A 20,867-nucleotide genomic window follows, 5' to 3' on the forward strand; every position below is an offset into this window, starting at 1 on the left:
AGAAAAACGCAATACTTATTTCGGCATGAGTACGGCACTAATCACGTGTACTACACCATTTTTCTGAGCCTGATCAGGGAATTCTACCACTGCCTGATGGCCTTTTTCATCGGCTACCACAAACTGATCACCTGATTTTGTTACCGTCAGGTTTTGACCGGTAAGCGTGCGTAGTACGGTTTTTCCTTTACCCTTATTCACAGCGTTTTGGAGGTCATTCGCCGTCCATTTGCCCGTTACGACATGATGTAGCAGGGTTTTACGTAAGGTCGTCACATTGCCAGCCGAAACAAACTGAGCTGCGTCAGGAACGGCAGCAAATGCTGAGTCGGTAGGAGCAAAAACCGTGAAGGGACCGCTGGAAGATAGGGTATTGCTAACGCCGGTTTGTTTCAACGCGGCGGTAAAAGTCTTTAAGCCCGGTGATTGAACGGCATTTTCCACAATCATTTTCTGGGCACTCATGATAATTTGACCTTTTTTAGCCGCATCTACGGGAGCTGTTTCCTGAGCGAAGGTCTGGGTGGAGGTAAGCAAACCAGCGGCTAATACTGACAAAAGAATCGCTTTCATATTCCTATAGTTTTAAGGGGTGATCGTTGTTATGGGTTTCGTTGATTCTAGTGCAAGTTTAGGTATTTATCGATGCGATGCTATAAATGTCGTGTTAAAAATTACTAACAAACGTTCTCCGGTTCCCCTAACATATGGGCTGATTCCCAACCGATCAAAGCCGCTTTTCGACTCGCTCCCCAGTGGTAGTCACCAATCACACCCGTAGAGCGAATGACGCGGTGACAGGGTATCAGGTACGCAATGGGATTTTGCCCAATCGCCGTTCCCACGGCCCGGCAAGCGGAGGGCTTCCCAATCACCTGCGAAAGGTGTGCATACGTGCTCAGTCGTCCCGGTGGGATTTGTAGCAGGGCCTGCCATACTTTGAGCTGGAAATCCGTACCCATCAAATGTAATTTCAACTGGGGTAAATCCGCGGGCGAATTTTCAAACCGCAGCAGTACGGCCCGATGAAATTCAGTAGGCAGAAGCTCCAGCTGAGCGTAGGGAAAGCGGAGTTGTAGGGTAGTTCTTCCTTCATCCTCACTGGTAATAAACGCCACGTGGCAGACGCCTTTTTCGGTGGAAGCCATGCAAATTGGTCCGAAGGGCGTAGAGCCAAAGCTGTACTGAATTTGTAGGTACTGTCCGCCGTTTTTGTATTCGCCGGGCGTCATGCCTTCGATGGTAATGAATAAATCATGCAGACGGCTGGTACTGGAAAGGCCGGTTTCGAAACTGGTATCGGCCAGGGAGTGTCCCTGAGCCAGTAAGCTCTTGGCGTGTTCGAGGCTGATGTACTGCAAAAACTTCTTGGGACTTACCCCCGCCCAGTCTTTAAACAGACGTTGAAAATGGTATGGGCTCAGGTGGACATGCTCAGCCACCGCGTCCAGCGAAGGCTGTTGCTGGAAGTGCGTATTCAGGTACTGAATCGCTTTTTCAATGCGTTGATAGTCATTCATGAACCAAAAATACCGCCTTCATTGCAGTCCCGTAACCCGAAACTTGCGGACTTAGGGCCAAAGCACGGCGTCAGTTACGTGTACAATTCCGTTACTAACGGCATAGTCCGTGGTTTCAAGCTTGGCCTGATGGCCGGTTTTATCTGTTACCAGCCACTGGTCGCCGTTCTTGGATACGTAGATGTATTCGCCTGCGAGGGTTCGCAGTTCTACGCGTTGGATACCCCGATCTAAAGCTTCCTGGAAGTTTTTGGTTTGCCAAACGCCTGTAACGATGTGATAGGCCAGCACTTTTCGCAGGCGGTTCATCTGATCGGGTTGCAATAGGGCAGTAGCTTCCGGCGACTTGTGAAAGGCGGAGTCCGTGGGAGCAAATACGGTAAAAGGTCCAGAGTTCTGTAAGGTGTTTACAAACCCGGTTTCTTTGAGAGCTTTGGTAAGGATACTGTGTTCCTGTGAGCGGGCCGCATGCTGGGCAATATTCACGCGTCCGCCACTGGCTGAAGCCGCAGGAGAAGTCGGTTGAGATGGGGTAGAGGTACGGCTGGGGCCCTGGCTACTTACACAACCGGTAGCCCAGAGAGTGAGTAAAGCAAAGCAGATTTTTTTCATGATGGGGATATAGGAATAAGAATCCGGCAGGAGCGAATACCTGCCGGATTCCGGGGTTACTCTGCCGCTGGTTCGACCCGCTCAAAAGGCTGTTCGGGTGAATCCTTTGAGGTTGGGTTCGAATCATTTTCAAACGCCGCCACTGCCTCCGATAACGGACGCAACTGATCCATCTTCTGGTTGTCCACGTCGTAGGGAACCACTTCAAGAATGGGTGTAAGGGACACGTCCGTAATTTCGTAATCTTCTACGCGACCCAAGGCATCTTCCACCCGATCGTAGGCCTGTTTGATGGAGTCGGCGTTGATGAGAAAAGAGGCCGAGGACTTCTTTTCTTTCTTCGCTTTTTCGTCAAAAGTCGTAATCAGAATTTTGACTTTAAACCACTTTAATTCAGGGCCTTCCACATGAAAAACTTCCTGAACTTTCATGGGCGACAGGCTGGTTACCCGGAAATCGGGAGCGTTGTCACCTAATAAATCATACAAGCGGGCTTCGGCATCTGTAAACGATACGGCGTCGAGTAAATACGCCTCCGTAACGGTTTGAAACTTCCCTGCATCAATTTCCTTTGTAAATCGGATCTTTCCTAAAAACCACGTAGCCATGTAAAAATATAAAGTGTAAACGGATGATGGAGCAATTTACAAGATCACTCCTATATGCAACGAAGGATCGACGAAAGAAATTCTCTTCCATCGATCCTTCGAAAATGTAGTGACAAACTAGTACGAAAACAAATACCTACTTCGTCTGATCAACTGTATCTATAATGTGAATGATGCCGTTATCGGAATTCTGGTCGGGCATGATTACTCGGGAGGTGCTCCCGGCTTCGTCGGTAATCAGGACGGCGTCTTCTGATAAAGCTGCCGTCAGGGTACCGCCACCCAGGGTTTTGAATGTGGCTTTGCCCTGGCCTTTTTCAATGGCTTCACGAATCGATTGAGCCGTATACTTTCCCGTCAGTACGTGGTTGGATAGTAACTTGATCAACTTCGGTTTATTTTCGCTTTTTAGGAGTTCATCCAGCGAAGGAACCTTTGCAAAAGCCTTGTCCGTAGGTGCGAATATGGTAAAGGGACCGTTGGCACGTAACGTTTGTGACAAACCGCTCTGATTGAGAGCGTTAGTGAACGTGGCGTAATCGGCCGTACTGCTCAGATTTGCAATCAGATCCTTACGAGAATCATTAACGGAAGTTTGAGCGTAGCTGGTCGTAATACCCAGAGCGAATACAAACAGTAGCGTTTTCATAAGCTATATGTTGGTTGAATATCCGCAATAGCCTAAAAAAATAAGGCCACTTGGGCCGCTGGAATGAAAATGGTAGCGGACCAGAGGCAAATCAATCCCTATGTTAAAAATTGCTTACGCAGCTGAGTACTGCTATTCGCTTCCCGAAGGTCACCGCTTTCCCATGGAAAAATACGAACTAATTCCCCAACAACTGTTGCGGGAGGGCGTCGTTCGGGAGGATTCCTTTTTTCAACCCCAGCCCCTCGATCCGCACTGGATTCTTCGAACGCATACGCCAACGTATTGGGATGATCTGCGGAATCTTCGTTTATCGGACAAAATGGTGCGGCGGATTGGATTCCCCTTAACGGAGGCTCTGGTACACCGGGAAATCGTCATTGCTCAGGGTACGATCGACTGCTGCCGGTACGCTCAGCAATACGGTATAGCTATGAACATTGCCGGCGGTACACATCACGCTTACGCGGACAAGGGCGAAGGGTTTTGTATCCTCAATGACGTAGCCATTGCCGCGAATTATCTACTGGATGAAGGACAGCGGAAGAAAATTCTGGTGATCGATCTGGACGTGCACCAGGGAAATGGAACCGCCTGCATTTTCGAAAACGAACCCCGCGTGTTTACGTTTTCGATGCACGGGAAAGATAACTATCCGCTACATAAGGAGAAGTCGGACCTGGACATCGAATTGCCCTCTTACCTAACGGATGAACCGTATTTGCAGCAACTGTATGATACGCTGCCCGGCTTGCTGGAGCAGGAAAAGCCCGATTTCCTCTTTTTCATTGCCGGGGTCGACGTGCTCGAAACGGACAAACTCGGCAAGCTGAAGATGACCAAAGAAGGCTGCCGCCGTCGCGACCAGTTTGTATTCGAACAGGCTCAACGCTATGGTTTGCCGCTCGTGGTGGTCATGGGCGGGGGCTACTCGCACCGGCTCGCCGACATTGTCGAAGCTCATTGCAATACGTTCCGACTGGCGGAAGAGATGTATTTCTAACGTTTGTCCGAAATGAGTCGTAAGGTCTTTTGCTGGTTCAGTTCCTCTTCCATCCGAAGCAGCCGTTTTTCAGTCTCGTGTTTGGCCGCCAGCGTCGAATCATTGCTAACGATGGCATTGTTTAACTGCGTACGTATAGCCTTTTGGGAGGTCCACTGTACGAGATTGCCCAAGATGGAAAGCAGGAGTAGTCCAGAAAGAATGCCGGCAGAAGTCCGTTTGGCTGGCCGGGGTCGGTATCTGAGTCCGTTCAAGTAAAATGCCATACTTATCTAATTGTTACAGAAGTACCAATAGAACGCGTTGAAAATCTGTGTTTTCTCTAGATATAAATCGTATGGGGCTAGGAATGCGGTCCAGGGCAAGAGTATTGCTGCCAGGGTAGCTCCGCATCCTTTCACTTCGTACTTTCTTCAGGTCCCAACCGGCAAAGACCGTCCACCCTTGTACTGGGAAGTACGGTGAATCGAAAGCATAAGCGGGTCAAAAGTAATGGATTACTGGAAAAGATGCATTATACGCTTGTTGTAAAATACTTAGAGTAGGTCCGGAAGACCTACTCTAAGTACCATTAATGTAAGTTGATTGTGAGTAGATTGTTGCAGTAAAGCTAGAATGGAGACGTCGATGTTTCGACAAAAGGCTTTTACGCTAAACTCTGCGTTCGTACTAATTTTCGAGCAGGCAAAGAGGTAAGGGAAGTTTAAGCATATTCCTAATCTTAACAGGTTTAAGACTCATCGCTTTCCTAGACTCCAGTTACTTGTTGGCTAGAGCATCCGATAGTTGTGAAACTGAATTGATCGCTGGCAAACTCAAATATCAAATCTTTGATGCCGATGTACTGGGCGACGAGTGCTTCGAGATGGGTCATAAGATTTTTAGAGTTGTCGAACTATCTTCATTGAAACCCCATGTTGGTAATCAGCACTTCCAAACGTTAATGAAGATGTGCTTGTGTTAGGATAGGGAAGTGCAATTAAGGAAACTCTAGCTCCCTGTGAGACATATAGCATGACATGGCCGTGAACTTTAGGATCTCCTTGAGAGGAGATTTGTACGGAACCTGGAACTACTCCATTGGATGAGCCAGTATTATTTGCGACGTTCAATAGTAGTTGATATTGATTACCTGTCACAGAAATAGGAGTCATATCATATTCTATGCTATAGACACCAGATTTGTTTATAGTAATAGAATGGGGCTCTTGGCTGTATATATCTCCGTTTGAATAGGGTACTCTCAAAGATATTTGGGTTGGAAAGATAGGCTCCACGTTTAAAACGTAGTCTGTAGTGAAGTACGATACCGCATAAGCAAACCCTTGGGGCTTTACATCCATAGGTGTCATTACTTTTATCCAGCCATCCCAGTTGTATAGATAAAATCCAGGTATACCATCCGGCTGATAAACAATCATCCCAGGCGTAGCCGCTTCTTTGCCAGGGCTGCCGGGCCGGTTGACTTCGGTAACCCTTGGAATCAAAAGTGCTTTATCGGGAGACACGATGTCGAGGGCCGCCCCTGGATGAGGGGTTGACGTACCAATACCCATTTGGGCGGAAACGGAAAGAACAGAAATCAGGAAAAAGATGGGAGTAAACAGTTTGTACATACTGGATTGAGTTGAAAAGTGGAGGTATAAATTTGAGTGGATTTGAGTGCTGTAATAATGAGGTTGGCCATTAGGTAATCTACCAATCAAACCAACGAGGCTCTTGGGCTATCGGATAAGGTAACGTTGAATGGCTAAAATATTTAAGGCTGTATTCGATTGTAAGTCCCCGAGGAAATTAAGGAGTTACTACTGAAAGAAGAAAGTACTTTAACTCTCTTGAATTTTAAGAAAGCAAAACTTGATCTGAGGGGAGGGCTTAATGAGGCATGCATCAAATAGAAGATGCTCGCAAAGAGGATACCCATAAGCATAGTTCAATAAAGATGTGGTTCAATTACAAGAGGTTGATGATATATCTATCGACTTGGTAGAAAGTTGATAGTAGGAATATAAATTTCAATAGATGGACAACACTTTTCTTTTGCCTCGAATATACGTTAAGATTCGTAATTTTTTGCGTACAGCCCAAAGGTGTGGGTTTCTTTAACGGGTTAAAGCTTTTTCAAAGAGCTTCAAGGTTTGAATGATCCGAAAGAGTAAGTAGATAGATATGAGCCGATAAAGGAAGAGTGTTTCTACAATATTACTTGAAACTTTGCAAAAAGGCCTTACCAGATCAAGGAACAGACAATCCCCAAGCATACGAAAACCCGTATATCAAGCAGACGACTTTGAGGAGGATACCGAACGGCGATGATTTGTAAGACGAATCCGGAAGGTACACCGATGAGTACCGTAACCAGCATCATTTCGCGAGAGGATACGAGGTCTGTCCAGGGGTAGCAGTACCAACGAACCATGCCGCCTAACGCAAACCCGGCTATGGTAGCGACCAGGTAAGGCATATACTTCATGAGGGTAAAAGAGGTTACTGATCAAAAAGACTACGCTGGAGCCGACAGTAAGGGCCCCAGCGTGTCTGCATTTCCCCCATTACAAACCATCTAACCGGATGAGAAAACTGGTTTGCTTTGCAAGGGCAAATGAACGGGCCAATACTTAAGCACACGTGAAGCAATCCTTAAAATCTACTGAAAATTTGGTTTAGCCTGAGGAATGACGATACGAAAGGTCACGTTTCCTTCCTGCGAATCTACCTCAATCGTGCCATTATGCAATTTTATGATTCGGTCTACCAATGATAAACCGATGCCGTACCCCGAAATACGTACGGATTTCTGACTACGGTAAAACGGCTGAAAAATTAGACTCAACTCTTCCTGAGCAATGTCGGAACGGTTACTGAAGACCAGCTCGAGTTGCGTCGGGCTAGGCAGTACTTTCACAAAAACCGTATGATCGTTGGAAAACTTACAGCCATTTTCCATCAGATTGATTGCCGCTACCTTCAATAGATACGCATTGCCGTTTAAGGTTAAAACGGAGTCTTCTTCAATGTCAACCGGAAATTCAACCTTAATGGTATACGACTGATGGGTCGAACGAAGCAGATCACGGGCATCCCACAGTACTTCATCAATGCGTACGGGAGCCGTGAGGAAGGGCTGATTTTGATCAGAAACTTTAGCCAGTTCGAGTAGGGTATTCGAGAGCTGACTCAGGTCGCGGGCGTCCGCCAAAACGGAAGAAGCCGTCTGGCGGTACTCTTCGGTACTACGTTCCCGCAGCAGCACTACTTCCAACTGAGAGATGATCTTAGTAAGCGGGTTTTTTAGTTCGTGCGAGACATTCGAAATGAACATATTCTGTAACCGGAACGCCTGTTCCACCCGGTCGAGTAGAGCATTGAACGTGAAGGTGAGCCGCCCGATTTCGTCCTTTTCGTTTTGCGTATTCACCCGCCTACTCAGGTTCTGCGGATAAATTCGCTGCACTTCGTTGATGACGTCCGATATGGGTACAAGGGCTCGTCCCGCAAAAAACCAGCCTACTACCGCTACCAGCAAAATACAGGCAACGTAGGCGTACAGCATAATCCGCAGCAGCGAACGCATACTCACCTGATCGGCTACGTCGGCGGCTCCGGCTACGCTCACCATACGTTCGCCATCGTTAGTGTAATAGAGTCCGTAGAGCTTGTACTCACCCTGATCAATTCGCAGCTCTTTATTCAGCCGGATGCGGTTCAGGATATTCCGGTCCAGATCGAAGCGAATGGTATCATTATTGGCATGGTAGATGTCATTTCGATAGGTGTACAGAATGACATTCTCCTTGTACAGCAGGTCGTAATTCGACTGGTCGATGAGCTTGAGAATCTCGGAGTTTACCTCATTCTGGTTAACCAGCAACTCGACTGTACTCAGGGCTTTCTGACGGAGACGTTTATAGAACTGTTCCTGCAAAGAGTACTCCCGGAAGTAATAAATGGCCGCAAACGCCAGCAAAACAATTACCGAAACCAGTAGGGTAAATTGAATGGTAAGGCGAGTACGAATTTGCATGGAACCCTAATAAATCAGTATTGAGAAAGAGGAGAAAGGTGGCAGTAGCATCCGCTAATCTTCCACCTTTAGTACGTAGCCCATCCCGTATTGAGTGTGAATGAGACGGGTCGTGAAATCTTTGTCCACCTTTTTGCGTAACAGGTTGATATACACCTCAATTACGTTCGTTCCCGTATCGAAATTGACATCCCATACTTTCTCCGCAATTTCGGCTTTCGAAAGCACTTTTCCCTGATTCCGTAACATAAATTCCAGGAGGGCGAATTCCCGGGCGGTAAGTTCAATTTTCTTCTCGCCGCGGGTTACCGTTTTCGAATCCAGGTTCATTTCCAGATCCGTGTACCGCAGAATATTGGAAGCGATGGGCATGGAGCCGTTCCAGCGGCGGGTCAGCACGCGGATACGGGCCAGCAGTTCGGCAAATTCAAAGGGTTTAACCAGGTAATCGTCGGCACCGGCGTCGAAGCCCATCAGCTTTTCGTCAATACCACCCAACGCCGTCAATAGCAAAACGGGCGTTTCCACACCTTCACTCCGAAGCTCACGGGTCAGTTCCACACCATTCAGGCCCGGCATGATAATATCCGAAACGATCAGATCGTAGGGATTTCGCTTGGCCAGGTGTTTACCAATCAGACCATCGTAAGCAATATCTACTTCAAAACCATTTTCTTCCAGGCCCTGTCTGATGGACTGGACGGTTTTCGGCTCGTCTTCGATGATCAATAGTTTCATAAGTCGTCTATCTTGGGAGGCTCCGGGCCCATTTCCGCTAACAAAGCGAAAGGTACGGGCCAGGAGTCAAAAAACCTCGGCCATTAAACCGTAGCAAAGCGGTAAAAGATGCCCAGCGGTAACTTTTTATGGAATGAATCGGGTAGGTACAGTTCACCGAACTCAGGATTTTCGGTTTTCTCGAAAATTCGCAGAATCAGACTTTCGGCAATCAGGGCCGAAAAACTCAGGGAGTATAGATTGATCAGAAAAAAGTGCTGTTGTGGATTCAGTAATTGCTTGCAAAGTTTGAGTAACTCGTTGATCTGTTCTTCCAGTACCCACTTCTCGCCGTCAGGACCACGACCGTAGGCGGGCGGATCCAGAATGATGCCGTGATAGGTATTGCCCCGGCGAACTTCCCGCTTCACGAATTTCATGGCGTCTTCCACCATCCAGCGGATGTTATCCAGATTACTAAGTTCCATGTTTTCCCGCGACCAGCTAATGACCTGTTTCACCGAATCCACGTGCGTAACGTCAGCTCCGGCGGCCCGGGCTGCCAGCGAGGCCACGCCCGTGTAGGCAAACAGGTTGAGGACTTTGGGCTTCTCTATGCCGAGGGCCTTGGTTTTCTGGTAGATGAATTCCCAGTTAGCGGCCTGCTCCGGAAACAGACCCACGTGTTTGAAGGAAGAGAGAGCCAGCTTGTAGGTAAGCTTCTGCGAACCCAGGGGGTAGGTGCCCGTCCAGCGGTCGGGCATCCCCTGCTTCGTCAGCCATTCGCCGCGTTCGGAGTTGCCTTTTTCGCGTTTAAAGTAGGCTTGGGCTTTGCTTTCCCATTCGGCATCGGATAGGGTTTTATCCCAGATGGCCTGCGGTTCGGGGCGGGCCAGTACGTAGGCACCAAAGCGTTCTAATTTCTCGAAACCTCCGCAGTCGATCAGTTCATAATCAGACCAGGGGGTGGGAGTCAGTAATTTCATAAAGGTATTGTTTAGACAAGTCTTTTGCTTGCCTTCAGTCGTTCAGGTTTAATCATACATTCGTACAAGTCACCGAGCGTGTGATTCGTTCATCGATGAGCGTATTACTTCTAAGCACTAAAATACGGCTACTATTCCTAAAAGAAGTTGATGGTTCAGAGACAGGAAAAGGACTGATGAGGTAAATCATCAGTCCTTTCGCATCGTATTTCGGGCAAAATTAATATGCTACTTTATTGAGATAAAACACGTTCCGACGGCCTTCGGCATCGTTGGTGATGCGTTGGAAACCCCAGGCCAGGAAGTAGTTATCGTACCAGTAATCCAGATTATCGGTCGAGTTGCGGCGAACCCGGTCTCCGTTGTTATTCGTGGCAATCGCCTGAGCTGTACCGTCTTCGAGCACCATACCGCCTTTGATACTTTTCGAGCGGAGGCTGCCTTTGTCACTGTACACCAACGTTACCTGATCATTCTGGAGATTTACTTTCACTTTTTCCTTCAAGGACAGGGTTTTTACCTTGTCAATTTCAAAGCTGTTATCCCACACTAACGCTCCCTGCTGGTTGATACCTGCCACCACAGCGTGCGTATACTGCCAGCCATCAAACATCTGCGAACCGTTGTTATAGAAACCACGATTTCCGAAGTAGAAGGGGTTCAGACTATACATCCCCCAACCCCAACCGGGATAAAAACCACCCATCGGACTGCCCCAAGGGCCACCGCCGTAACCCCAAGGATTTCCATTATTACGGAAGGTAGCCTGGAAGGCTTCAGCCACTAGAATCAACTGTCCATCCTTCTGAATCAGATCGTGCAACAGTAACTGCGTGTTCAGTTTCAGATCGCTGCCTTTTTCCTTCTTGCGTTGAACCTGACGCTCACGACGCTCTTGGTCGCGGGGACTCAGGTAGGAAAAGAAGTTTTTGAAATCCGTGAAGCTGTAATACTTCAGGGGCAGAATTTCGTTGTCGGTTACCTTACAGATGTAAATTCCCTGTACCATCCGGCCCTTCGTCTGCGACTGCATATTCCGGAAACCATAGGTACCAATCATCAGATTCGTACCATCGGCCAGCGGACTGAGTCGGCCATCGAGCAGGGCGTAATCTTCATCGGGGGTTACCACAATTTCCGAAAGCTGTTTTCCTGCATCGTCGAAGGATTTTACTACAATTGAGTACTCCCGATTTTTCCGAACGGCGTAGGTGACGTTTACGCGATTGGTTACCGAATCCACGTCAATGGTCTGTACTTCGGCCTGACCTTTGAAGGAAGCATTAAGGAGACGATTCTGACGCGTTTGCAGGTTCGTGTAGGATAAAATGGGTTGTTCCCGAACCACCCCAGCAATGTATATGCCATCGTGGAAAGCTTTGAACTGGGAAATTTCCATTTTATCCACCGAATGAATTTCAAATTTTTCGGTGAAACCCGGACCTACGTATACTTTAATGATTTCGTACACATTACTCTTATTCCGGCTAAAAAGCAGATACACATTTTTGCCGTCATACGAATACGTGACATACTCCAGGCCATCCGTAATCGTGCCATCTACCGACCAACTACGGTCCAGATTGGTATCGAACCGATCGATGTGATACGAATTTCGGCCCGTCTGGGTGAGCAGCATCACGCCTTCCTGACCCACGGGGATCGTGAAAATATTGGCGGTAGACGAGGGAATAGGAATTTCAAGTCGCTTCTGTTGAGCGAATAGAGTAAAAGAGCCCAATACAAGGGCAAGGACAATAAGGGGGCTACGCATGTTCATGGCCTAATCCAACGATGATATCAAATTCTTCGGGCCGGACGGGGGAAACCGATAAGCGTGACTGACGGATCAGGGCAATATTTTGTAGGCGGGTATCGGCTTTGATGGTTTCCAGTGTGACGCTTTGGGGGAGCTTTTCGACGGGCTCCAGATCCACGACTACCCAGCGGTCATCCTCCGTTGTGGGGTCGGGATATGCCTCACGTACCACTTTAGCAATGCCTACAATTTCTTTTCCTTCGTTTGAATGATAAAATAACACCAAATCTCCGACTGCCATTGCCTTCAGGTTATTACGAGCCTGAAAGTTTCGTACACCATCCCAGACGCCTCGCTTTTCTTTAACGAAATCATTCCAGGAATATTTAAAAGGTTCGGATTTGACGAGCCAAAAATTCATGAATTTTATAATTGGGGGAATAAGCAGCAAAAAGGCAAGTCCGATCGCTTGTTACAGGGCCTTCAAAATGAGAGCATCCTTGGCGAGAATCAGTACTTCGTAGCGTAATACCGTAGGGATTCGCTGACCCGCTTCCGTATAATTAATGGTCAGTTCTTTCACGGAATTACCGTTCATTACTACCGTATAGCTGCCTTTGTACTGCGTAAGCTTGTTGTTTTTAATGACTGAAACCTGTACGTCATTTTCACTAAAAGTAAACGTCTGACGGTCTTTAGTAGTCGGGAATTTGTAATCGGCATTGCGATAAATCAGGCGGCCTTCGGTATCTTCTTCGTCGGAATGTTTCCAGGTCTGATGCAGATAACTCAGCTCATCCCGATCCTGCGGATCACTGGTATCCCGGCAACTGCCCAAAAGAGTCACTAAGGCCGTAAACAGCAAAATGGATTTCAGATAGTTCATACGTTCCGTTTTCAGTGGTTAGTTTTCTGTTTTCAGTATTACTTACCAGTTAGCATAAGAGCAGATTTATGGCCGTGCCAACATCGATTCAGTCATAGATACGTAATAAAGTAGTACCAGAGCATGTACTGAAAACAGAAAACTGTCAACCGTAAACTATTAAGGAAACTGCGGGAATTTCCGGAAATCGGGTTTGCGTCTTTCCAGGAACGAACGCTGCCCTTCCTTGGCTTCGTCGCTGAGGTAGTACAGCAGGGTGGCGTTACCGGCCAGCTCCTGAATACCCGCTTGTCCGTCCAGATCGGCGTTGAACGAAGACTTAAGCATCCGTAAAGCGATGGGGCTGTTTGCCAGAATCTTACGGCACCATTCTACCGTCGTGTGTTCCAGTTTTTCGATGGGTACTACCTTATTAACCAGACCCATCGACAGAGCGTCCTGAGCGTCGTACTGATCGCAGAGGTACCAGATTTCACGGGCCTTCTTCTGACCTACGATACGGGCTAGGTAGCTAGCACCAAAACCGCCGTCGAAGCTTCCCACTTTCGGTCCCGTTTGACCAAATCGGGCGTTTTCAGCCGCAATACTCAGGTCACAGATTACGTGCAGTACGTGTCCGCCACCGATGGCCCATCCGGCTACCATGGCAATGACGGGTTTGGGAATCGAACGAATCTGACGTTGTAAGTCCAGTACGTTCAAACGGGGAACGGAATCTTCGCCCACGTAGCCACCGTGACCACGTACCGACTGGTCGCCGCCCGAGCAGAACGCCCGACCGCCTTCACCCGTCAGAATGATTACGCCGACCCGCGTATCCTGACGGGCCAGTTCCATCGCTTCAATCATTTCACTGACCGTCAGGGGCGTAAAGGCATTGTGTACCTCTGGACGGTTAATCGAAATCATCGCGATGCCTTCGTAGTACAAATAGCGGATTTCGCGGTATTCTTTAATCGGTTCCCAGGGCAGCTGCCAGGAAAGGATCGGAGTGGTTTTCGGATTATTACTCATTACTTCGTGATTTTCAAGATGAAGTCTTTATGCAGCGACTAAATTTCAACGCGTTCTTCGTCGCCTTCGTCGTTATAAAACAGTACATCCCAGGTGTGATCGTACAGCATCGTTACCTGAGCTACGTAGCGGTTATATTTAAAGGAACGTCCCCATTCGTGCGGAGCCACCAGCGAGAGCAGGTCTGAGCCATCGGCTTTTTCGTACAGATACATGGTCTGACCAATGAAGGGCTCAAAGTTAATCGCCGCCGTATAGACTCGTTCCGAAACTTCCACCCGCTTCTGAATGGCTTTGGCCTGATCCAGCAGGGTTTTCATTTGTCCGGCGAGCTGATCGTACTGCTTGCCCGTCTGCTGCCGCATGGCGGTCAGAGCTTTAGCTTTGATTTTACCTTCGTCTTCGGGACGAATGACTGCACTGCCCGCGTTATGGGCGTAGGGAAGGAGACCGGGATTTTCGGCTACCTTGTCTGGGTTAATGGGGTTTTCGAACGCCCCTGCTTCCGTGTTTTCCGGCATAGTACCGATGGTTTTTAGTAGAAAAACGCCCAAAAATACGGATTGTTTGGCAGGAAATTGGAAAGGGGAGACAGGAATCGAATGGAAGCAGGCAAAGAAGCCCGTATTAGGAAGCGTAAAAATTTAGCTAGTGCATAGAATATCAATTGAAAAGCCCTGAAAAGTTAGGTAGATCGTTCTTTCACGACCCGGCGGGAAGGGCGGAGGGCTTTACATTCACCGTTCTGTACAGTCAGATTATGGTCATAAAATTCAAGAGCCCGGTGCAGCGTTCGTTGGTTAACGGCGACGAGGTACGGCTGTTTTCCCGGCGTTTGTACGAGTCGAGCATCCAGTTTATAAATGGTTCCTTCTGGAAACTGACGTAGTAAACGCAGCGGACAACGGACGGATAAATCGCCCGGAACCCGTTGATTGGTAATGGTTTTCAGCCGAGGCCGATTCCGGCGGGAATCGAAAACCACTTGAGCAAACAGGTCAATAAAAAAACGGCGTTCGTCGGCTGGTAAGAAAGATAATTGCATGGGTTACGCGTAATAAAACGTTCCAAATATACGTCGTAACTGTCCTATAGTCAACCATTTGTCCATAATTGCTTGCGGTTTTTCTTGAAGAGGAGCAAGCCAGATTTCTTGGGTAAATGAGCAAAGGGGACTCAAGGAAATCGCCGGATTCCGTATCTTTGGGTTTGATTTTCGTTTTACTATTTAGAGCAGAATATTATGCAATTGATTGACGGCAAGGCTGTTGCCTCTCATTTCAAGGCCCAGATCGCCGAAGAAGTACAACAATTGAAAGCTCAATCCGGCAAAACGCCCCATTTGGTGGCTATTTTGGTGGGTACCAATGGAGCTTCTGAAACCTACGTTGCTCACAAAGTCAAAGCCTGTGCAGAACTGGGTTTTGAGTCGACTTTGGTTCGTTTTGACGAAACGGTAACGGAAGCCGAACTGCTTGATAAAGTCCGCGAAATCAATGAAAATCCGGACATGGACGGTCTGATCGTCCAGTTACCCCTGCCGGCTCATATCAATCCCGACGCCGTGATGGAAACGATTCATCCGGCAAAAGATGTGGACGGTTTTCATCCCATCAACATTGGCCGCATGGCCAAAGGCCTGCCCGCCTACATTTCAGCCACGCCTCAGGGCTGCCTGATGCTGTTGGAACATTACGGCATCGAAACGGCAGGTAAACACTGCGTCGTTGTGGGCCGCAGCCAGATTGTAGGTTTACCGATGAGCATTCTGATGCAACGGAATACGTATCCGGGCAACTGTACCGTAACGATCACACACTCCAAAACTAAAAATCTGGCTGAAATCTGCCGTCAGGCGGATATTCTGGTAGGAGCCCTGGGCCGTCCGGAATTCATCACGGCGGATATGGTAAAAGAAGGAGCCGTTGTACTGGACGTAGGCTTGGAACGCGTACCGGATGCCACTAAAAAGTCCGGTTTTTCACTGAAGGGAGACGTGAAATTTGATGAAGTCGCTCCCAAGACCAGCTTCATTACTCCGGTACCCGGTGGCGTTGGCCAGATGACTATTATTTCACTGATGCAGAATACGCTGTTAGCAGCCAAAGGCAGCATTTATAAAAAGTAATGTTCCGTTTGCGGGCTTCCGGCCGACCGTACAAAGCAATCCGGAAGCCCACTAGTTAAACTTATTCTTCACTCAACTCCGTATCTAATTCATTCATGGCCTCCAATTCGTTGCGGCAGGTTCCGATATTGACCCTGTTGCTGGTGGCTGGTTTAGTGGCCTTTTCGTATGTACCCGAAAGGGTTTGGAGCGATATAAATCTGAAACCAGTTCGATTGTTTTCGTCTATTCAGGAAGATACGAAGCCCTCGCCACCTTTGTCTCTTGCGAAAAAAAAGCCTTCGGTAAAGACTGCACCGAAGGTAGAAGAGCTCGTGGCGGTACAGAAGAAGCATCTGCCCTGCCCGAACGGAATTACCTGTATTGAAGACTATGACAGCACGGGACAAGGTCTCCGGCAGATTATGCAGGCTCTGAGTCAGGAAGCCCAGACCAAGCCCGTACGGATTGCCTTTTTTGGCGATTCCTTTATTGAAGGAGACATGTTATGTGGGGATTTCCGGGATACGCTACAGGCATTGTTCGGAGGACGAGGGGTGGGTTACGTACCGCTCACGTCGCCCGTAGCTAATTTTCGGGCCACCATCCGCCATCAATTCCGGAATTTCAAAACCTATTCGGTCCTACAAAAACAGCAGGGAAGTCCGGCTTTAGGTGTATCTGGCTACAGCTTCATTCCTGAAGGCAATAATCTGGTCAATTATAGTACCGGACGACCATACGGGGCCAGTCGGTTTGATCGCGTTCGGGTCTTTTACCAAGCTAAACAGAGCAGTGCTTTACGGTATACGCTGGGTTCTGAGCCGGAGCAGGCCGATACATTGGTCGCCCGCTCTGCACTGGCCGAGCACGCTCTGATGGCGGCGGGAAATCAGGTTCGTTTTTCGTTCGGGAATAATTTAACGCTGTACGGACTGAGCTTCGAAGCGGATCATGGAGTCTACGTCGATAATTTCAGTATTCGGGGAAATTCAGGCTGGGGTTTGCTGGGGGTTTCGGAATCCATGTATCAGCAATTCAACAACCTCCAACATTATAAACTCGTCATTTTGCAGTACGGCTTAAATGTCATTCAGCCGAATACGACGCAACTGGGCTGGTACGTTCCCAAAATGATGGCGGCCATTGAACGAATCAAAAAAGGATTTCCCGAAGCAAGCATTTTGGTTATTGGCGTATCCGATCGAAGCATGCGACAGGCGGGTTCGTACGTTTCCTTTCCCAGTATTCCATACCTGATTGAAGCCCAACGTGAAATGTCCCGCAAAACGGGCGTAACCTTCTGGAACCTCTGGGAAGCCATGGGCGGGGAAGGCTCAATGGTCAAGTACGTAAATGCGGGGTTGGCGAACAAAGATTACACGCACATGAAATACGCCGGTGGCCGTAAGATTGCCCGTTTGTTGGCAAAAGCCCTCTTGTTTGAAAAGAAAAAATATGATCAGAATCTTACGACTGAGCCTGTTGCTGTTCGCACTGTTGCCCAACGTTCAGGCTCAAACCTCACTCGTCAAACTACTGTCTCCCAGCATCGAGACCTCCGAAACCAACGCGATCCAGCAGGTAGAAAGCCTGAATCCGTTTTTTGATGCTCTGACGGAATTAAAGGCACGGCAACAGGGCGTTGTCAATATTTTACACATTGGTGATTCTCACCTGCAAGCTGATTTTCTGACGAATACTGTTCGAAAGCAGTTTCAGTACGAGTTTGGGAACGCTGGCCGAGGACTGGTGGTACCCCTGCACGTAGCTCGTACTAACGAACCGCATACCTATCAGACCAGTAGCGAGGCCATCTGGCAAGCCAGACGTTGCATTTTTCCCGACACTGAATTACCAATTGGCATTGGAGGTGTAACCATTCGGAATGCCTATCCCGGGAAACGAATGAACGTACAAATTCGCTCGGACTCGGCCTTAGGGTATCAGTTTGATCGCCTTAAAGTGTTCTGTTTACGGGATACCAGCAGTTATGACTTGAATATCCTGGATGCTTCGGGAGCAGTAATGGCTTCCGTACAAACCTCTGGTGGAGCGGAGGGACAAGCACCGATTTCAGTCGATCTAAATGAACTGAACGACGAATTTTCCCTGGAATCCGTCCAAACAAGACCGGGACAAAACCATACGACCTTGTTTGGATTTAGTCTGGAAAATGGTCAGCCCGGCGTACTCTATCACTGTGTAGGAGTAAACGGGGCTCAGTTTTCGCATTACCGCGACGCCCAGTATTTCGCGGAGCAGACCAAAGGGCTTGAGCCGCAGCTTATTGTGGTTTCGCTGGGTACGAACGAAGCCCATAGTGCTGCCCTGACCATGACGGAGTTTTACACCAACATCGATGCTTTAGTACAAAACCTGCAAAAGGCCAATCCGCAGGCGACGATCTTACTGACCACGCCCGCTGATTCATACAAACGTCGTACGCAGGCCAATCCGAAGATGGCGGAAGTACGGCAGACCATTCTGAACTACGCCAGTGAACATCACCTGCCTTGTTGGGATTTGTACGGAATTACGGGACCAGCCGCGTTCTGGAAAAAAAATCATCTAATTACGAGCGATGGGGTGCACTACACTCGCAAAGGCTACGAATTGCAGGGAAATTTACTGTATCAGGCTCTAATGCAGGCCTTCAACGATTATGCCACCCATCGACTTTAGTAAACTGACGGAACTGCTTCAGTATCAGCCCGAGGCACCGATCTTATTTAACAGTGGCCTTTTTTTGTGGTTGTTTCTAGGGTTCTCGTCGATATACGTACTGCTGCAACCACACCACCGGGCCAAGGTCATTTTCGTGACCTTATTTTCGCTGTACTTCTATTACAAATCTTCGGGCTGGTATTTCCTATTGCTGGTACTAGCTACCGTGGTGGATTACGTACTGGGCTGGTTTATCTACGATGCCGATCAGAAGGTTTTCAAACGGCTCTGGATGGTTATCAACCTGATACTTAATCTGGGCTTGCTGGCGTATTTCAAGTACACCAACTTTTTCTATGAGGCCTGGACGGAGTTTTCGCACCAGCCCTATAATCCGCTGCCGATTTTCCTACCGGTGGGTGTTTCGTTTTACACCTTTCAGTCGCTGAGCTATACCATTGACATTTACCGGGGTGAAATCAAACCCGTCAAGAGCATTCTGGATTACGCCTTTTTCGTTTCCTTTTTTCCGCAGCTGGTTGCCGGTCCGATTGTACGGGCCAAGGACTTTATTCCGCAGCTATACCGACCTACGATCGTAACACCCGAGCAGTTTGGGCGAGCTATCTTTCTGATTGGTAGTGGATTATTTAAAAAGGTCGTTATCTCCGACTATCTCAGTGTCAACTTCGTCGATCGGATTTTTGATAATCCTACGCTGTACTCGGGGCTGGAAAATCTCTTCGGCGTTTATGGCTACGCTTTGCAGATTTACTGCGATTTTTCGGGGTATTCCGATATGGCAATTGGTATTGCTCTGCTGCTGGGTTTCGAGTATCCGGTCAACTTCGATTCACCGTACCAATCCCGAAACATTACCGAATTCTGGCGTCGCTGGCACATTTCATTGTCCAGCTGGTTACGCGACTACCTGTACATTTCGATGGGGGGAAACCGTAAGGGCATTTTCCGTACGTATTTCAACCTTTTCATGACGATGGTTCTGGGCGGACTCTGGCACGGGGCCGCCTGGCGATTTATTCTGTGGGGCGTATTACACGGCGGGGCCTTAGTTTTCCATCGCGTTATTCGTTCGTATTTTTCTCCCGGAGCGTACCCGACGTACCGCTGGCTATCTCAGCTGATAACCTTCCATTTTGTCTGCTTTTGCTGGATTTTCTTCCGGGCCGATTCCATGGAAATTGCTCAGCAACTCTTGCACCAGATCGCTACTCAGTTTAATCCCATGCTGATGCTCCAGTTTATTGAAGGCTATCAAAACGTTCTGTTGGTAATGCTATTGGGTTATACGTTACATTTTCTGCCCCGATCCATGGAACTACAGGCCGAAAACTGGATTATTCGCTTACCCCTCGTGGGCAAACTGGCCTGGTTGCTGGCGGTTATTCTATTGATGACACAGGTACAGTCGGCGGAAGTACAACCCTTTATCTATTTCCAATTTTAGAAGCGACGGTTAGGCTGTAAGAATCGAAAAGTTTCTTCCGAGTGAACCGATTTCAATATATACAAAAAGAAAGGCAGCCTCTATGACTGCCTTTCTTTTTGTATAGTGAACGAGTAAAATCTAGCGACGGCCGCGAGTAATGATTACTGAGCCAATACGATCATTCCAGCCAATGTTCCGTAGACGGTTATTGCTGCTCGTCAGGGTATAAGAATTGCCCGTGAAGCTATCGTTTTCAAATACTTGAATGGTGTAACCCGCCGGAACCTGAATCGAAGAGGCTTTTTTGCTCATTTGACCCAGGGCTGACGAACGATAACGACCCGTATTCAAAGTCACCGAACCTCCCTGATAGTCATCATCCGCGAAGAAAACGACGGAACCATTATCGTTGTACCCGGGCCGATTGTTGTGGGAGCCCGGACGATCGTTGTAATCTGGACGGCCACGGCCCGGACGGTTGTCGGAGTAATCGGGGCGACCGTTGTAGTTCCGGTCTTGCACGATGCGTAACGAACGAATCTGGTTACCGGACTGGGCTACGTTGCCACTGAACTTCACCGATTGTCCGCGGAAATTAGGCTCCGAAAACGCTTCGACAATATAGCCATTAGGTACGCGGATGGAACCAATGGAAAAATTGATGGTCCGGAAATCACCGGAATATTGCTGTACGGATTGACCCCGGTAGTTGGAGTTCGAAAAAAAAGTAACGGCTTCGCGGTCGTTACGACGATTCCGATTGGAACCGAATTGAGCAAAAGAGTAGGTGCTGAACAACAGCATAGCGAAGACAACTAGATAACGTTTCATGGCTAAAGTGTTAAAAATTTACGGGTACAAACAT

Annotated in this window: 23 protein-coding genes; 5 read left to right on the plus strand and 18 right to left on the minus strand. The window is 48.2% G+C overall.

Going from position 1 to position 20,867, the window contains the following annotated elements:
- Window positions 1-15: 15 nt before the first annotated feature.
- From ACOJTG_RS02955 to ACOJTG_RS02975, 5 genes are all read right to left on the minus strand, one after another.
- The gene (locus ACOJTG_RS02955; RefSeq protein WP_420152440.1) at window positions 16-573 is read right to left on the minus strand and encodes a fasciclin domain-containing protein; all 558 of its coding nucleotides are present in this window, start codon (window positions 571-573) and stop codon (window positions 16-18) included.
- Window positions 574-677: 104 nt separating this feature from the next.
- Complete coding sequence (locus ACOJTG_RS02960) at window positions 678-1,520, minus strand: bifunctional transcriptional activator/DNA repair enzyme AdaA (protein ID WP_420152441.1); 843 nt, start codon at window positions 1,518-1,520, stop codon at window positions 678-680.
- A gap of 51 nt (window positions 1,521-1,571) precedes the next feature.
- A complete protein-coding gene (locus ACOJTG_RS02965; RefSeq protein ID WP_420152442.1) occupies window positions 1,572-2,132 on the minus strand; it encodes a fasciclin domain-containing protein in 561 nt (186 codons plus the stop codon).
- 56 nt (window positions 2,133-2,188) lie between these two features.
- Window positions 2,189-2,740, minus strand: a complete 552-nt coding sequence (locus tag ACOJTG_RS02970; RefSeq protein ID WP_420152443.1) for a DUF4494 domain-containing protein — start codon at window positions 2,738-2,740, stop codon at window positions 2,189-2,191.
- Window positions 2,741-2,876: 136 nt separating this feature from the next.
- A complete protein-coding gene (locus ACOJTG_RS02975; protein WP_420152444.1) occupies window positions 2,877-3,389 on the minus strand; it encodes a fasciclin domain-containing protein in 513 nt (170 codons plus the stop codon).
- Between the two features lie 100 nt (window positions 3,390-3,489).
- Between ACOJTG_RS02975 and ACOJTG_RS02980 the strand changes: the two genes are divergently transcribed.
- Window positions 3,490-4,392: a histone deacetylase gene (locus ACOJTG_RS02980; protein ID WP_420152445.1), complete on the plus strand. Its 903-nt coding sequence runs from the start codon at window positions 3,490-3,492 to the stop codon at window positions 4,390-4,392.
- Here ACOJTG_RS02980 and ACOJTG_RS02985 read toward each other — a convergent pair.
- The 12 genes from ACOJTG_RS02985 to ACOJTG_RS03040 form a co-directional block, all read right to left on the minus strand.
- Window positions 4,389-4,658 carry a hypothetical protein gene (locus ACOJTG_RS02985; protein WP_094817018.1) on the minus strand — a complete coding sequence of 90 codons (270 nt, stop codon included), beginning with the start codon at window positions 4,656-4,658 and terminating at the stop codon, window positions 4,389-4,391. The two genes, ACOJTG_RS02980 and ACOJTG_RS02985, sit on opposite strands and share 4 nt — an antisense overlap.
- A 615-nt stretch (window positions 4,659-5,273) precedes the next feature.
- A complete protein-coding gene (locus tag ACOJTG_RS02990) occupies window positions 5,274-6,008 on the minus strand; it encodes a hypothetical protein (RefSeq protein ID WP_420152446.1) in 735 nt (244 codons plus the stop codon).
- A gap of 611 nt (window positions 6,009-6,619) precedes the next feature.
- A complete protein-coding gene (locus tag ACOJTG_RS02995) occupies window positions 6,620-6,865 on the minus strand; it encodes a hypothetical protein (protein WP_104711812.1) in 246 nt (81 codons plus the stop codon).
- Between the two features lie 174 nt (window positions 6,866-7,039).
- A complete protein-coding gene (locus tag ACOJTG_RS03000) occupies window positions 7,040-8,416 on the minus strand; it encodes an ATP-binding protein (RefSeq protein WP_420152447.1) in 1,377 nt (458 codons plus the stop codon).
- 54 nt (window positions 8,417-8,470) lie between these two features.
- Window positions 8,471-9,154, minus strand: a complete 684-nt coding sequence (locus ACOJTG_RS03005; protein WP_420152448.1) for a response regulator — start codon at window positions 9,152-9,154, stop codon at window positions 8,471-8,473.
- A gap of 83 nt (window positions 9,155-9,237) precedes the next feature.
- Window positions 9,238-10,119: a class I SAM-dependent methyltransferase gene (locus ACOJTG_RS03010; protein ID WP_420152449.1), complete on the minus strand. Its 882-nt coding sequence runs from the start codon at window positions 10,117-10,119 to the stop codon at window positions 9,238-9,240.
- 220 nt (window positions 10,120-10,339) lie between these two features.
- Window positions 10,340-11,893: a hypothetical protein gene (locus ACOJTG_RS03015; RefSeq protein ID WP_420152450.1), complete on the minus strand. Its 1,554-nt coding sequence runs from the start codon at window positions 11,891-11,893 to the stop codon at window positions 10,340-10,342.
- Entirely contained in the window at window positions 11,886-12,299 is a 414-nt protein-coding gene (locus tag ACOJTG_RS03020) for an EVE domain-containing protein (RefSeq protein ID WP_420152451.1), read from the minus strand. The genes ACOJTG_RS03015 and ACOJTG_RS03020 overlap by 8 nt, the downstream gene beginning before the upstream one ends.
- Window positions 12,300-12,350: 51 nt before the next feature.
- Window positions 12,351-12,764, minus strand: coding sequence for a hypothetical protein (locus tag ACOJTG_RS03025; RefSeq protein WP_420152452.1), 414 nt, complete (start codon window positions 12,762-12,764; stop codon window positions 12,351-12,353).
- A gap of 159 nt (window positions 12,765-12,923) precedes the next feature.
- Complete coding sequence (gene menB / locus ACOJTG_RS03030) at window positions 12,924-13,778, minus strand: 1,4-dihydroxy-2-naphthoyl-CoA synthase (RefSeq protein WP_420152453.1); 855 nt, start codon at window positions 13,776-13,778, stop codon at window positions 12,924-12,926.
- A gap of 38 nt (window positions 13,779-13,816) precedes the next feature.
- A complete protein-coding gene (locus tag ACOJTG_RS03035; RefSeq protein ID WP_094817028.1) occupies window positions 13,817-14,299 on the minus strand; it encodes a DUF2452 domain-containing protein in 483 nt (160 codons plus the stop codon).
- Window positions 14,300-14,463: 164 nt separating this feature from the next.
- Window positions 14,464-14,823, minus strand: coding sequence for a hypothetical protein (locus ACOJTG_RS03040; RefSeq protein ID WP_420152454.1), 360 nt, complete (start codon window positions 14,821-14,823; stop codon window positions 14,464-14,466).
- 198 nt (window positions 14,824-15,021) lie between these two features.
- Here ACOJTG_RS03040 and ACOJTG_RS03045 point away from each other — a divergent pair, with 198 nt between their 5' ends.
- The 4 genes from ACOJTG_RS03045 to ACOJTG_RS03060 all read left to right on the plus strand — a co-directional run bounded on the left by ACOJTG_RS03045 (window position 15,022) and on the right by ACOJTG_RS03060 (window position 20,020).
- The gene (locus tag ACOJTG_RS03045) at window positions 15,022-15,906 is read left to right on the plus strand and encodes a bifunctional 5,10-methylenetetrahydrofolate dehydrogenase/5,10-methenyltetrahydrofolate cyclohydrolase (RefSeq protein WP_420152455.1); all 885 of its coding nucleotides are present in this window, start codon (window positions 15,022-15,024) and stop codon (window positions 15,904-15,906) included.
- 95 nt (window positions 15,907-16,001) lie between these two features.
- A complete protein-coding gene (locus ACOJTG_RS03050) occupies window positions 16,002-17,495 on the plus strand; it encodes a hypothetical protein (RefSeq protein WP_420152456.1) in 1,494 nt (497 codons plus the stop codon).
- Between the two features lie 418 nt (window positions 17,496-17,913).
- Window positions 17,914-18,570, plus strand: a complete 657-nt coding sequence (locus ACOJTG_RS03055; RefSeq protein ID WP_420152466.1) for a GDSL-type esterase/lipase family protein — start codon at window positions 17,914-17,916, stop codon at window positions 18,568-18,570.
- Window positions 18,551-20,020, plus strand: coding sequence for an MBOAT family O-acyltransferase (locus ACOJTG_RS03060; RefSeq protein WP_420152457.1), 1,470 nt, complete (start codon window positions 18,551-18,553; stop codon window positions 20,018-20,020). The genes ACOJTG_RS03055 and ACOJTG_RS03060 overlap by 20 nt, the downstream gene beginning before the upstream one ends.
- Before the next feature lie 120 nt (window positions 20,021-20,140).
- Here the strand turns inward: ACOJTG_RS03060 and ACOJTG_RS03065 are convergent, their stop codons facing one another.
- The gene (locus ACOJTG_RS03065) at window positions 20,141-20,833 is read right to left on the minus strand and encodes a hypothetical protein (protein ID WP_420152458.1); all 693 of its coding nucleotides are present in this window, start codon (window positions 20,831-20,833) and stop codon (window positions 20,141-20,143) included.
- Between the last annotated feature and the right edge of the window lie 34 nt (window positions 20,834-20,867).

This window comes from Siphonobacter sp., from assembly GCF_048595215.1.
GTDB lineage: Bacteria > Bacteroidota > Bacteroidia > Cytophagales > Spirosomataceae > Siphonobacter.

What these genes read in the sequence shown, in the direction of transcription:
- ACOJTG_RS02960 (WP_420152441.1), bottom strand. Translation starts at nt 1,520, where the DNA reads ATGAATGACTATCAACGCATTGAAAAAGCGATTCAGTACCTGAATACG.
- ACOJTG_RS03045 (WP_420152455.1), top strand. Translation starts at nt 15,022, where the DNA reads ATGCAATTGATTGACGGCAAGGCTGTTGCCTCTCATTTCAAGGCCCAG.
- ACOJTG_RS02970 (WP_420152443.1), bottom strand. Translation starts at nt 2,740, where the DNA reads ATGGCTACGTGGTTTTTAGGAAAGATCCGATTTACAAAGGAAATTGAT.
- ACOJTG_RS03040 (WP_420152454.1), bottom strand. Translation starts at nt 14,823, where the DNA reads ATGCAATTATCTTTCTTACCAGCCGACGAACGCCGTTTTTTTATTGAC.
- ACOJTG_RS03065 (WP_420152458.1), bottom strand. Translation starts at nt 20,833, where the DNA reads ATGAAACGTTATCTAGTTGTCTTCGCTATGCTGTTGTTCAGCACCTAC.
- ACOJTG_RS02975 (WP_420152444.1), bottom strand. Translation starts at nt 3,389, where the DNA reads ATGAAAACGCTACTGTTTGTATTCGCTCTGGGTATTACGACCAGCTAC.
- ACOJTG_RS02980 (WP_420152445.1), top strand. Translation starts at nt 3,490, where the DNA reads ATGTTAAAAATTGCTTACGCAGCTGAGTACTGCTATTCGCTTCCCGAA.
- ACOJTG_RS02985 (WP_094817018.1), bottom strand. Translation starts at nt 4,658, where the DNA reads ATGGCATTTTACTTGAACGGACTCAGATACCGACCCCGGCCAGCCAAA.
- ACOJTG_RS02990 (WP_420152446.1), bottom strand. Translation starts at nt 6,008, where the DNA reads ATGTACAAACTGTTTACTCCCATCTTTTTCCTGATTTCTGTTCTTTCC.
- ACOJTG_RS03015 (WP_420152450.1), bottom strand. Translation starts at nt 11,893, where the DNA reads ATGCGTAGCCCCCTTATTGTCCTTGCCCTTGTATTGGGCTCTTTTACT.
- ACOJTG_RS02965 (WP_420152442.1), bottom strand. Translation starts at nt 2,132, where the DNA reads ATGAAAAAAATCTGCTTTGCTTTACTCACTCTCTGGGCTACCGGTTGT.
- ACOJTG_RS03050 (WP_420152456.1), top strand. Translation starts at nt 16,002, where the DNA reads ATGGCCTCCAATTCGTTGCGGCAGGTTCCGATATTGACCCTGTTGCTG.
- ACOJTG_RS02955 (WP_420152440.1), bottom strand. Translation starts at nt 573, where the DNA reads ATGAAAGCGATTCTTTTGTCAGTATTAGCCGCTGGTTTGCTTACCTCC.
- ACOJTG_RS03000 (WP_420152447.1), bottom strand. Translation starts at nt 8,416, where the DNA reads ATGCAAATTCGTACTCGCCTTACCATTCAATTTACCCTACTGGTTTCG.
- ACOJTG_RS03035 (WP_094817028.1), bottom strand. Translation starts at nt 14,299, where the DNA reads ATGCCGGAAAACACGGAAGCAGGGGCGTTCGAAAACCCCATTAACCCA.
- ACOJTG_RS03010 (WP_420152449.1), bottom strand. Translation starts at nt 10,119, where the DNA reads ATGAAATTACTGACTCCCACCCCCTGGTCTGATTATGAACTGATCGAC.
- menB (WP_420152453.1), bottom strand. Translation starts at nt 13,778, where the DNA reads ATGAGTAATAATCCGAAAACCACTCCGATCCTTTCCTGGCAGCTGCCC.
- ACOJTG_RS03025 (WP_420152452.1), bottom strand. Translation starts at nt 12,764, where the DNA reads ATGAACTATCTGAAATCCATTTTGCTGTTTACGGCCTTAGTGACTCTT.
- ACOJTG_RS03055 (WP_420152466.1), top strand. Translation starts at nt 17,914, where the DNA reads ATGGCTTCCGTACAAACCTCTGGTGGAGCGGAGGGACAAGCACCGATT.
- ACOJTG_RS03020 (WP_420152451.1), bottom strand. Translation starts at nt 12,299, where the DNA reads ATGAATTTTTGGCTCGTCAAATCCGAACCTTTTAAATATTCCTGGAAT.
- ACOJTG_RS03060 (WP_420152457.1), top strand. Translation starts at nt 18,551, where the DNA reads ATGCCACCCATCGACTTTAGTAAACTGACGGAACTGCTTCAGTATCAG.
- ACOJTG_RS02995 (WP_104711812.1), bottom strand. Translation starts at nt 6,865, where the DNA reads ATGAAGTATATGCCTTACCTGGTCGCTACCATAGCCGGGTTTGCGTTA.
- ACOJTG_RS03005 (WP_420152448.1), bottom strand. Translation starts at nt 9,154, where the DNA reads ATGAAACTATTGATCATCGAAGACGAGCCGAAAACCGTCCAGTCCATC.